Genomic DNA, 11,528 nt, shown 5'->3' on the forward strand with positions numbered 1-11,528 from the left:
AATCAGCACCAGGCGGACTGACTTATTGTCGTCTCATACATGGGGAATACTTCCTGTTTCCCTTATTTTTTTATCTAAACTGGCTTACTCACCAACGATAAGCCCCCAGAGCTGCCAGGCCCAAATGTCTATAATACATAAGGACTTTTTAATGGATTCCAAATATGCCTTTTCTTTTATGGATGGAAGAGGCGATGTCTTTATAATTGGCATAATTGTTAACAGCGGCGTTAAATATATTATCAATCGGCAAATAACCTTCACATATCAAAAAAAACTAAACCATTATTTAATGAAAAATACACATCTGGATTTTTTTAATGATGACGATCAAAACAGCAGCGAAATCAATAGACATCTACCCGATTTTTTCACCAGAAAAGGCGGAGAACTGGCTATGAACGTTACGGAGGGCGCATTTGGAAATCCCGTTTTTACTGTAACCGACACGCCGGTATTTTTATGCGATGGGCCTTCAGATGGATAAAAATATACGCGCCCATTACATAGATAAAAGCATAACGCCAGGTCAACATAGCTTTTATTTATTAACATTTTTATGCGCATATCATCTGGTCAGGTCAGCCAGGTCCCGCCACTTTTTGGGGGATCCATTTAGCGCCATTGAAATAAAAATTGCCTGTTTCACGCTTAACAAAAACGATTGCCCACTCTCTTTGCACATGTACGCAGTTGAGAAGGACAGGAGATGGCTCAGAACAATAAAAAAATACAGCATGCGTAACGCTGCTGGCAGTAAGTATGTTGGACGGTAATTTCCACACAGGACTTTTTATTTGTTCCTGAATAGAAGATTCCAGCATCGGCCACGCTTTTACGTGGCCGCAGCCAGGTATACTCATCCTCTGCAAGGCGACTTAATGGATGACTTAAGCTTGCCCTACGCCATAAACCAGTAATAAAAGAGACCTATCTTTAAGCCAAGAATAATGATGTAGGCAAAGCAGTACTTCATCGTTCCAGACATAATCTGGTTGGCCTGCCCCTCCATGCGCGTGGCGGAAACGGCGATAGCGATACTTTGTGGCGAAATCATTTTCCCACCCGTTGCGCCAGACGTGTTTGCCGCCGCCAGCCAGTTTGGATCGATATTCAATTTACCGGCGGCAATGGTTTGCAGCTTGCCGAATAACACGTTGGAATTGGTATCGCTACCGGTAATAAAGGTCCCCAAAGCGCCAATCACCGGGGCAATAAAGACGTAGGCGCCGCCTGTCAAATCAACAATACTCTGGGCAAGCGTTGAAATAAGCCCGCTGAGATCCATCACCGTCGCCAGCGCAACGATAGCCATAATGGCAATAATAGAGTTCCTGAGCTGAAATAGCGTTCTGGCAAACACCACCAGCATTCCGCGCGCAGTGGCGCCCTGAATAAAACCGCCAATAATCGTTGCGAAAATAATCAGCACCCCGGGCGTTGCTATCCATTCAACTTTAAGCGCCATAGCCTCGCTGCCGGCCAGGGGGAAATGCAGAACGGAAGCCACGTGTGAAACCGCTGTTTTTATGGATGGAAAGAGCGGCGAGCAGAGCAGGATGAAAGTAAAAATCAGCATATAAATCGCACCGGCTTTACACAAGACTTTTGCCGAACGCGGCGGCGTATCGCGGGAATGATGCGCTTCGATACGCCACTGCGGCACGGTTTTACCGTTACGCGACCGGCCTGCGATCGCGATTGCAAAGAGGCTGACGAGGCTTCCGGCAAACGCCGGTAATTCTGCGCCAAGGTAAATTGCGACAAAATATTGTGGGATTAAAGTAGTAACGCCGCACAACAGCGTTATCCAAAAGACTCCCCGAATCGCTTTCAACCCGCCGCCAATAATGCAGATAATCACAAATGGCAGAAGAATATTAAAAAGCGCTAGCTGCAAAATGATCGTGCCGCCTAGCGTATAAACAGGCAGGTTAACCTGTTCTGCCAGAATTGAAACAGGAATCCCGACAGCGCCAAATGCGGTCGGAACCGTATTAGCGACCAACGACGCAATAGCGGCTTTAAGCGGATCAAACCCCAGCGCGATAAGGATACCGATAGGTATAGCCACTGCCGTGCCATAACCTGCGGCAGCTTCAAGAAACCCGCCGAAGCACCAGGCGATAAGCAGCACCTGTATACGTTTATCATCGCTGATGCTGGCAAGCACGTCGCGAAGAATATCAAGCGTTTTCGTTGCCTGCATAACGTTATAGCTAAATATCGCGCCAAGGATAACGATGACGATTGGCCATAGCCCTTTAATTGCGCCATAGCCAATCGCTGCCTGAAGATTCCGAGCCGGCATTTTCCAGAAAATAACGGTCAGCGCTGAGGTGAACGCAAGCGATATCAATACAGCATAATGGATAGGCATTTTAACTTTTAGAATTAAAAAAACCATGAGCAGTAGAGGAGAAAGCGCTAAAGCAAACATAAGATATTCTTGCATTACTATTCCCGATTTATTTTTTTAATTGCCTTATATATGGGAACAGGAAATTAGCTTATTTATTAATATAAAAATGCAGGCTGAAGCGCTTCAATGAAATAAAAAGATCTTATTATTCATCCAGATAAAGTAATGTACAAATAAAGATTAAATTTGTTTAAAATTTACCCAGAAATAGCGAGCGCGCCTAATTAGCAGTAACTCGCAGGAGGTATAAAGCTGTTAAAAAATCAAAATAATATCTGTTAATCCAGTAAATTAACGCAACTTTATAGCGTTTAAAAAGGCGTTTCATTTATAAATTATAGCCTGGTGGCGCGCTATAGCGCATCAAAAACAGGCCGAATGGGTTGTTACGTGAGTGTTATGAGTGGTAGAGTAGCTTCGTTTGTCATACAAAAGTAAAACTGTCGGTTCTGTTTTTAACTGGTTTAAGGAGCGCAGAATGGCCGCCTTGAAAAGTACTGATAATAAAAAGCTTTTGAAAGTACTTATCCAGTCTGCCGGCTATTCGCACGCGTTTCCGCCTCTTTCCCTGGCAGCGCGGGGCCATAAAGAATATCATTACAATCAAGGGGTTACGCAGCCGTCCGTTAATTCGAAAACGGCTTTCCCAGGCCAGCAAGCGTCTGATGGACGCATCATGGCAGGCAAAAGTATTGTGGTGCGAACGGTTAATCCGGCCCGGGCCTGGGATGCTACACTTACCCGTAACGGCTACGATCGTGAGATTAACATCCAGCCTTTTCATCCCGACAAACTGCCTGTGTTTGATGGAGGTAAACCGGTGTTAGCCTACTCTGATATGGCGTTTTCTTCACACAAGCGCGAACAGAAACCGCCTGGCCGGTCCCCCCAGGCCGCCACAGGCGTTTTGCGCGCTGGCGCGTTAACGGCTGGCGATATATACAATAAAGCCGGCAGCGCCCGGGCACAACATAGCCGTGTTTATTCTTTATTTCCGCACGTTAATGCGCAGGAAAAACAGCCGTCATACAACGTTCCTCATTACACGCCAACACGTAATTTAGCTCACCGGATTAATAAAAACATCCAGGAAGAACCTCTCCGTATCACTAAACGCTCCGGTAACAATAATTTCCTGGTCGTGGATAAGGGGAAAAAACGGCTGAAATTCAGTATGAAGCGCCCCGTTGCTGTCATACAGGAAGACGCTGAAAACTTCCTCACGCGTTTTACCGGACGCGCAATACGAAAATGCAGTTCCTAAAAAAGACGTACTGCTCACATTGTTATTATTAATCGGTTTTTATTAACTTATTTCGCCGATAGCATTTCGCCAGCGGCTGAAAAATAAAATGAAGCAATGAGGTAATTATTGTGAACGTTAATTTCTTTGTTACCTGTATCGGTGACGCACTAAAATCACGGATGGCGCGTGATTCGGTATTACTTCTGGAAAAACTGGGCTGTAGCGTTAATTTTCCAGAAAAACAGGGTTGTTGCGGCCAACCCGCAATTAACAGCGGTTACATTAAAGAAGCGATTCCGGGCATGAAAAATCTCATCGCCGCGCTGGAAGAAAACGACGACCCGATTATCTCGCCGGCAGGTTCCTGTACGTACGCAGTTAAAAGCTACGCCGCCTATCTGGCTGATGAACCTGAATGGGCGCTACGTGCGGAAAAAGTCGCCGCGCGTATGCACGACCTCACTTCGTTTATCGTCAATAAACTTGGCGTCATGGACGTGGGCGCAAGCCTGCAAGGTAAAGCCGTTTATCATCCTTCCTGCAGCCTGACTCGCAAGTTAGGCGTGAGAGAAGAGCCCATAACGTTGCTAAAAAATGTACACGGACTGGAGTTGTTGACGTTCGCTAATCAGGATACCTGCTGCGGCTTTGGCGGCACCTTCTCAGTAAAAATGGCGGAAATATCCGGCGAGATGGTGAAAGAAAAAGTGATGAACCTGATGCAGGCTCAGCCTGACTATTTGATTGGCGCAGACGTTAGTTGCTTGTTGAATATTGGCGGTCGGCTGCAGCGTGAAGGACAGCTGGTTAAAGTGATGCACATAGCTGAAGTGCTGATGAGCCGCTGAGGAGAAATAGCATGTCTTTAAAAACCAGCGATGTAGAATTTAAAAAACGCATTCGTCATCAAATTGACGACCCCATCATGCGTAAAGCGGTTGCCAACGCACAGGAACGCATCGGCGCTAACCGCCAGAAAATGGTCGAAGAGCTGGGGCACTGGGAAGAATGGCGCGAGCGTGCCAGCCAGATTCGCGATCACGTACTGAATAATCTCGACGCTTATCTGTATCAACTCTCTGAGAAGGTTGCAGAAAACGGAGGCCACGTCTATTTCGCAAAGACCAAAGAAGACGCAACCCGGTATATTTTACAGGTTGCTAAAGACAAAAATGCGAAAAAGATCGTGAAGTCTAAATCAATGGTGACCGAAGAAATCGGTGTCAACCATGTGCTCCAGGAGGCCGGGATTGAGGTTATCGAAACCGATTTAGGGGAATATATTCTCCAGTTGGATAAGGACGCGCCTTCCCACGTTGTAGTGCCCGCGATCCACAAAGATCGCCACCAGATCCGTCGCGTGCTGAATGAACGTCTGGGTTATGACGGCCCCGAAACGCCCGAAGCGATGACCCTGTTTATCCGACAGAAGATCCGCCAGGACTTCCTGAGCGCCGAAATCGGCATTACCGGCTGTAATTTCGCCGTTGCGCAAACCGGTTCCGTTTGCCTGGTGACCAATGAAGGCAATGCGCGGTTGTGTACGACGCTGCCAAAAACGCATATCGCTGTAATGGGCATGGAACGAATCGCGCCCACTTTTGAAGAAGTCGATGTGCTGATAACAATGCTGGCGCGTAGCGCCGTCGGCGCGCGCCTGACCGGCTACAACACCTGGCTTACCGGCCCCCGGGAGTCTGACAACGTTGATGGGCCGCAGGAGTTCCATTTGGTTGTTGTTGATAACGGGCGTTCAGACGTGCTTCGCTCCGAATTTCGCGACGTGCTGCGTTGCATTCGCTGCGGCGCCTGTATGAATACCTGCCCGGCATATCGTCACATTGGCGGCCACGGATACGGTTCCATCTATCCCGGCCCTATCGGCGCGGTTATCACCCCTTTGCTTGGCGGCTACAAAGACTTTAAAGATCTGCCTTATGTATGCTCGCTGTGTACGGCCTGCGATAGCGTATGCCCGGTGCGTATCCCCCTCTCTCAGCTTATTCTTCGTCACCGCAGAGTGATGGCCGAGGAGGGATTAACGCCTAAAGCAGAGCAGCGAACGATCAAAATGTTTGCTTACGCCAACAGCCATCCCGGTCTCTGGAAGGTTGGGATGATTGCCGGGGCGCATGCGGCAAGCTGGTTTATTCACGGCGGAAAAGCGCCGCTCAGGGTGGGGGCGATTCGCGACTGGACGCAGGCACGCGATCTTCCGGGGGCTGACGGAGAAAGTTTCCGAAGCTGGTTTAAGAAACATCAGGCGGAGAAGAAAAAGAATGGATAACCGTACCGAATTTTTAAACACTATCGCCCAGGCGCTGGGCCGGGCGCCGCGGCAGATACCCGAACCCGAAGCCGCTGCGGTAAACCACTATGCGCAAACGCGGTTAACCGAACTTAGCCCGCAGCAGCGCTGTGAAGCCTTTATGGCCTTTGCTACTGATGTCATGCTGGCGCACTGCGAGCTGAGTTGCGAAGAACAAGCGCCGCAGGCAGCGCTACGCCTGTGCGAAAAATTTGGGCGCGAACCGGTAATAATCAGCGGCGATAAGCGGCTTGCGGATCTCGGCATTACTGCCCGCCTCCGGGAGGCCTGCGGAGCAACCGTGTGGGATCCTGCAAAGGGAAAAGAAAATATTCTTCAGGCTGAGAAAGCCAAAATAGGCGTGGTTTATGCTGAGTATGGTCTTACGGAGTCTGGCGGCGTAGTCCTGTTTTCTTCGCCAGAGCAAGGGCGTTCAGTAAGTTTAATGCCTGAGTCTTCTATTTTTGTAGTGCGCAAGAGCAAAATCCTGCCGCGCGTCGCGCAACTGGCGCAGGAACTGAGCCAGAAAGCACAAGCCGGAGAACGCATGCCATCGTGTATCAACTTAATTAGCGGCCCCAGTACAACAGCGGATATTGAGCTTATAAAGGTAGTTGGCGTACATGGCCCGGTTAATGCCGCGTATCTGATTATTGAAGACTGCTAAGTATCAGGCACTGGTAAGCCCAGGTTGCAAAGCGCTGTACAACAGCGGCTCAGGTCAGGGATTTATCCGGCCATTCGCCGTTTTCAAAAGCGCCGGGGCAATATAACCTGTCCGCAGCCATCACAGGCTGCGGGCAATAAGGTTACTTACCCGACTCACAACCTTTTTACCTTTGTCGTCATACCCGCAACCATTCCACTAAGGAATGATTGCCATTAAAATTATTTATTTTTAGAATATTTCAGGCAGGTATATACTGCGTTTATTCCAACAGCGGTAATTGTGGAAATGAAAAAGTATAAAATCAGTCTATCAAACGATCTTATTTTTTAAATTTTGTATTATTGTCGGCAACAGGTGTCGCGTTGATTTACCCGGAGCGGCTGTTTCTGGAGAAGGCCACAACCTTCTTTTTAATCGGGGCTAATACTGGTCTGTTTAACAAAGCAAAAGGTTATTTTCCGCTGGCGGAATAACCATTAAACTTAACGCAGAATAATATAAAAATCAGGCGACTGCGTTTAATTAAAATCCTGACTAACGTAGGGTTTTAATATTGGTCTCAACGCTACTGCGAAATGCGTTAAGTTTGACAAAGCGGTATATACAGTAAGACGGCGGATAAAAATTTGCTATTCACAGTAATGAGGGCATTTTTTCATACGGGCACAGAAACTTTACCGATAGCGGCGGGCGGGAAAGACCAGGAAAAATACCGCTAACCCGGTATTGTCGGAAGAATTTTTATAACTTTTATCCCGGGCATGCAAAAAATTAACGACTCTACTTTGGCAATAACCCTTTTCGAGGTATCCGGCAATATACAATGAAGCCTGTATGCGAAGTGGAAGAAATGAAAATTGCAGTTTATAGGGTTAACCCGGGCTGCAAAACTGAGCTGAAAGTTTATTCCTCCGGCCGATAACTTCAGCCAGGCGAAATATCGCTATCGCCACTGCAATGGTTAAACGCGCCTGGTTACAGGGAGGCCTGGCGCTGTCGCGAAATGTTTAGCCGACAAACTGAACGGAGGGAAAACGACAGATGCTGGTTTAGCACTTTCTTTCCTTTCGCCGGGTTGTCCTTATACCATAAAGAGAGCGCAAACCAATTTCCACGTTTTTAATTACATTCAGATATGACTGCAAAAAGCACACAGACGAAATAACCTGCAAAGCCGTAAGGAATTAATAATGAATTACAAAGTTATCATGCCAGATGTACAAAACCCCTGGTATAAAATCAGCCGCGATCTGTTACAAAAGGCTGGCGTGGAAATTAATGGCGACAGGCCTTACGATATTCAGGTTAAAAATAATAAATTTTATAAACGGGTGTTACAGCAAGGCTCGCTTGGGCTGGGCGAAAGCTACATGGACGGATGGTGGGACTGTGAGCGGCTCGATGAATTCATCGCTCGTCTGATTTGCGCCGATCTTGAATCAGCGCTTTCGGGTAATTTCAAAGAATTAATCCGGGTTGCAAGTGCCAGAATTATTAATTTGCAATCAAAAAAGCGCGCCTGGATTGTGGGTAAAGAGCACTACGATCTGGGCAACGATCTGTTTTCGCTGATGCTGGATCCGTGGATGCAGTATTCATGCGGCTACTGGAAGGATGAGACGGATCTTTATACCGCGCAGCAGAATAAATTAAAGCTCATTTGTGAAAAATTGCAGCTTGAAAAAGGCATGACGCTACTTGATATCGGCTGCGGCTGGGGAGGGCTTGCGGCCTATGCGGCTGAGCGCTACGGCGTAAAGGTCACCGGTATTACCATCTCCGCAGAACAGCAAAAGCTGGCTCAACAGCGTTGCTCCAGCCTGGATGTCAGCATCATATTGCAGGACTATCGCGATCTGGAGGAGCAGTATGGCCGCATTGTGTCAGTCGGCATGTTTGAGCATGTCGGGCCCAAAAACTACAGCACATATTTTGAAGTCGTAAACAAGAATTTAAAATCGGATGGTATTTTCCTGCTGCACACTATCGGCTCTAATAAAACCGATAACAATGTCGATCCGTGGATAAATAAATATATTTTCCCTAATGGCTGCCTTCCTTCCGTTACCCAGATAGCCAGCGCCAGCGAGCCCTGGTTCGTTATTGAAGATTTGCACAACTTCGGCCCGGACTATGACAAAACGCTCATGGCATGGTACGAACGTTTTCAGTTGGCCTGGCCAAAGTTAGAAAATAGCTACAACGAGCGTTTTAAACGCATGTTTACCTATTACCTTAACGCCTGCGCAGGCGCGTTTCGCGCCAGAAATATACAGCTCTGGCAACTGGTGTTAACCAAAGGCCTGCCGGGCGGTATGCGGGTTCCCCGTTAATACGGCGTAAGCGAAATTGAATGTTCACAACGCTCTGTGGGCAACCGTTTAATTTTATGTGAAATAGAGTATGCAACAGCCAACCGGGATAGATAAAGAACAAACGCTTAACGATACGGCGCATTTTTCCTGGTGCGCCATTATGGCGCTCCATTTTGCGCGTCTTGACGGGCATGCGCTTTCACCGTTGACCGAACATTCATTTTTGCAATGCTGGCTGGTAACGGCAAAAAAACAGCGTCGTTTCCCCCGCTCAGTCGCAGAGAATATTGATTACCTGATTACACTGGGTAGAAATAAGGGGCCAGGCGCCATGCTGAGGCAACGTCTGGAAGCGCTCTGGAATGCCAGCTCGGTTAAACCGCTGGATGATTCTCAGCTTATGCGCCTTTCAAAAGCCATATCGACGCTCTGCCAACAGGGCTGGGAGGAGCATGCTCCCGAGCAGTCTGAATGGGATAAACTCATGCGTATGCAAAATACCTATTCCGCCCCGGCGGTCTTTATCCGGGATGTGGATCTGGTGGAGCATTTTACCGATGAAGGCGTGCTCCTGCATCCTTTTGATATACTCGTAACCGGCGATCCCGAGACGTTCTCAAATGCACTGGTATCGGTAGGGCTGAATATAAAAATGCAACATTCGCCCCCCTGTGTCTTTACGCTTCTCTCTTAAGCCAAAAGCGCACGCAATAATTTCTGTTGTGCTGAACCCAATCTGGCAGATATCGGTTACTGTTATCTGTCAGATTATATCAAACCGCCATATCGTTAAGGCCCTTGCCTGCCGCCAAAAAACGTTGATGTCCGCTATATCGTCCCGCTTTGCCGCTTATGCCTCTCGCATGCCGTATGGATGGCGCAGGCAAATATGGCAACGCTGCGCTTTGGGATCAAAAGTATAAAATTTACGCTGGCAACAGGCGCAGTATTTTAGGGCGCAGGGAAAACGTAGCGAGATATTTTGGCCAACCTGTTTTTCAGTACGGATAGCCTGCGTGGGGCAAACAACGGCACAGTTATTACAACCGGTACATAAAGAAGCGGTCCACTCCAGCACATCATCATTAAACCTCAGCGCCTTTTCCGGGCATGCTCTGGTACAGGCGCCGCATAACAGACATTGGTTCTGTGTGAGCAATAGCCGATATTCGCGCATTGTGGAAAACGCCCTGCGCCGCGCGCGCGGGCCTGCGCAAACCGCGGCTGAACGGACGTCCGCTTCGCTGATCTGTAATAAAGAGCGCCGCGCAATATTAACCCCTTTTACTTGCGGCGCAAGAATCTGCCAGCCGGGAGCGTTAAATTCGCGCAGCCTGATATTTAACGCCGCAACGGCCCTGGCCCATGCGGGGTATTGCGCCATATCCATTTCCACAGCCCGAATATGATACTGATGGTGCCACATTAGCAGCTCCTCTACTTCCGGCGCGATTGCCGAAAACGGCGCCACTAATGTCAACGCTTTATACGGGCGGGCAGGCGGTTGCAGATTTTGCAGCGCATCGACCGGACACACAAACAAACAATGTCCGCAATGAAGACACTCACTGGCATCAACTTTTGGGCGTGCGGCTTCCAGGCTAATAGCATTAACCGGGCAGACGTCCACACAAGCCTGACAAACGTGGCGGGGAAACTGGTTTCGTAAACAGCCAGCCCCCACGCCCGGGGGCGCGGGGGTCTGCGTTAACGCAAATAACGCCATCAGTGAATGCTAAAGAAAATAAAGCGGAACAGCACTTCGGATGCCACCAGAAACAGGCTGGCCACAACCAGCCCGGCCCGGCGGCATCGCCAGGCGCTGAGCGCAAACAAAATGGCGCCGAGCGTGGAGATTATCCAGGTAAACAGGCGCAGGCCGCTTAGCTGATTGAAGGCGTCCAGCGGCCGATGAGGCAATGTCACAATGCCGCTCAGACGGGTGCTGGCCAGATAGCTCATATACTCAGGCTGGGCCAGCAAACGTATCGCCACAATCGCCACCACCAGCGCCCCGGCTAAACGCAACGCAGGCTTACCGCCGCTGGCGACACAAGGCGTTTTCCCCGGTGCCAGCCAGGCCAGCGCCACGGCGCCTGATATGCCCACGGTGCCGTAAAACATCAGCCAGGTATTAAAATGCGTCCAGGTAACAACGGAGGAGTTTGCATAAATAGCGCTCATGCACCAGACATCAATTAGTCCCAGCAGCGCGGCGACAGGCAGTAATATGCTTACTAACTGTTTTTTTACCAGCATGATTAACGTACACAAGCCCAGCACCGCCAGGTAAAGGCTGGCAAATACAATTTCACGGCTTAGCCATGAGCTGGCGACGTGACGCAGCGCGTTAAACGCATTGAGCGGATAGCCAAGATGCAGGGTTGACGCAATCAGCCCCAAACCGCCTGCGATACACGCCGCCAGCATCACCGGCAATAGCTGACTTTTCACTTGCGGGTCACGCTTTGCTGAGCGGGCGTTCAGCGTCAGGAATAATGTCAGGCTGACCGAACCCTGCACCAGCACTGAGGAATCCCCAGTAATGGGCGGGTGAAAAAAGACAG

The 11,528-nt window shown here is 49.0% G+C and carries 10 protein-coding genes; 7 read left to right on the forward strand and 3 right to left on the reverse strand.

The genetic code is table 11. From position 1 onward, the window contains the following. A partial coding sequence (locus JJB97_RS16705; protein ID WP_238715201.1) for a hypothetical protein occupies window positions 1–487 on the forward strand: 487 nt, incomplete at its 5' end. 414 nt (window positions 488–901) lie between these two features. Here the strand turns inward: JJB97_RS16705 and JJB97_RS16710 are convergent. Further along, window positions 902–2,455 (reverse strand): L-lactate permease, encoded by a 1,554-nt coding sequence (locus tag JJB97_RS16710; RefSeq protein WP_238715203.1) that lies wholly within the window; start codon window positions 2,453–2,455, stop codon window positions 902–904. A 643-nt stretch (window positions 2,456–3,098) separates the two neighbouring features. Between JJB97_RS16710 and JJB97_RS16715 the strand changes: the two genes are divergently transcribed. From JJB97_RS16715 to JJB97_RS16740, 6 genes are all read left to right on the forward strand, one after another. Beyond that, a complete protein-coding gene (locus JJB97_RS16715) occupies window positions 3,099–3,686 on the forward strand; it encodes a hypothetical protein (RefSeq protein WP_238715205.1) in 588 nt (195 codons plus the stop codon). Window positions 3,687–3,796: 110 nt separating this feature from the next. Then, window positions 3,797–4,516 (forward strand): (Fe-S)-binding protein, encoded by a 720-nt coding sequence (locus JJB97_RS16720; protein WP_238715206.1) that lies wholly within the window; start codon window positions 3,797–3,799, stop codon window positions 4,514–4,516. Between the two features lie 11 nt (window positions 4,517–4,527). Beyond that, a complete protein-coding gene (locus tag JJB97_RS16725) occupies window positions 4,528–5,955 on the forward strand; it encodes a LutB/LldF family L-lactate oxidation iron-sulfur protein (RefSeq protein WP_238715207.1) in 1,428 nt (475 codons plus the stop codon). Continuing rightward, window positions 5,948–6,643 (forward strand): LutC/YkgG family protein, encoded by a 696-nt coding sequence (locus JJB97_RS16730; RefSeq protein WP_238715209.1) that lies wholly within the window; start codon window positions 5,948–5,950, stop codon window positions 6,641–6,643. The genes JJB97_RS16725 and JJB97_RS16730 overlap by 8 nt, the downstream gene beginning before the upstream one ends. Window positions 6,644–7,836: 1,193 nt before the next feature. After that, the gene (gene cfa / locus JJB97_RS16735; RefSeq protein ID WP_238715210.1) at window positions 7,837–8,979 is read left to right on the forward strand and encodes a cyclopropane fatty acyl phospholipid synthase; all 1,143 of its coding nucleotides are present in this window, start codon (window positions 7,837–7,839) and stop codon (window positions 8,977–8,979) included. 70 nt (window positions 8,980–9,049) lie between these two features. After that, window positions 9,050–9,655, forward strand: a complete 606-nt coding sequence (locus JJB97_RS16740) for a DUF2913 family protein (protein ID WP_238715211.1) — start codon at window positions 9,050–9,052, stop codon at window positions 9,653–9,655. Between the two features lie 156 nt (window positions 9,656–9,811). Here JJB97_RS16740 and JJB97_RS16745 read toward each other — a convergent pair whose 3' ends face one another. Both JJB97_RS16745 and JJB97_RS16750 read right to left on the reverse strand, forming a co-directional pair. Next, window positions 9,812–10,687, reverse strand: coding sequence for a 4Fe-4S binding protein (locus tag JJB97_RS16745; protein WP_263458000.1), 876 nt, complete (start codon window positions 10,685–10,687; stop codon window positions 9,812–9,814). Then, window positions 10,687–11,490: a dimethyl sulfoxide reductase anchor subunit family protein gene (locus tag JJB97_RS16750; RefSeq protein ID WP_238715214.1), complete on the reverse strand. Its 804-nt coding sequence runs from the start codon at window positions 11,488–11,490 to the stop codon at window positions 10,687–10,689. The genes JJB97_RS16745 and JJB97_RS16750 overlap by 1 nt, the downstream gene beginning before the upstream one ends. Window positions 11,491–11,528: the final 38 nt, after the last annotated feature.

The sequence above is a fragment of the Tenebrionibacter intestinalis genome (assembly GCF_016632365.1).
GTDB classification, from domain to species: domain Bacteria; phylum Pseudomonadota; class Gammaproteobacteria; order Enterobacterales; family Enterobacteriaceae; genus Tenebrionibacter; species Tenebrionibacter intestinalis.

Bases quoted from the DNA above. Each gene is read 5' to 3' on its own strand.
- JJB97_RS16710 (WP_238715203.1), bottom strand. From the start codon at position 2,455: ATGCAAGAATATCTTATGTTTGCTTTAGCGCTTTCTCCTCTACTGCTC.
- JJB97_RS16715 (WP_238715205.1), top strand. From the start codon at position 3,099: ATGGCAGGCAAAAGTATTGTGGTGCGAACGGTTAATCCGGCCCGGGCC.
- JJB97_RS16725 (WP_238715207.1), top strand. From the start codon at position 4,528: ATGTCTTTAAAAACCAGCGATGTAGAATTTAAAAAACGCATTCGTCAT.
- JJB97_RS16730 (WP_238715209.1), top strand. From the start codon at position 5,948: ATGGATAACCGTACCGAATTTTTAAACACTATCGCCCAGGCGCTGGGC.
- cfa (WP_238715210.1), top strand. From the start codon at position 7,837: ATGAATTACAAAGTTATCATGCCAGATGTACAAAACCCCTGGTATAAA.
- JJB97_RS16740 (WP_238715211.1), top strand. From the start codon at position 9,050: ATGCAACAGCCAACCGGGATAGATAAAGAACAAACGCTTAACGATACG.
- JJB97_RS16745 (WP_263458000.1), bottom strand. From the start codon at position 10,687: ATGGCGTTATTTGCGTTAACGCAGACCCCCGCGCCCCCGGGCGTGGGG.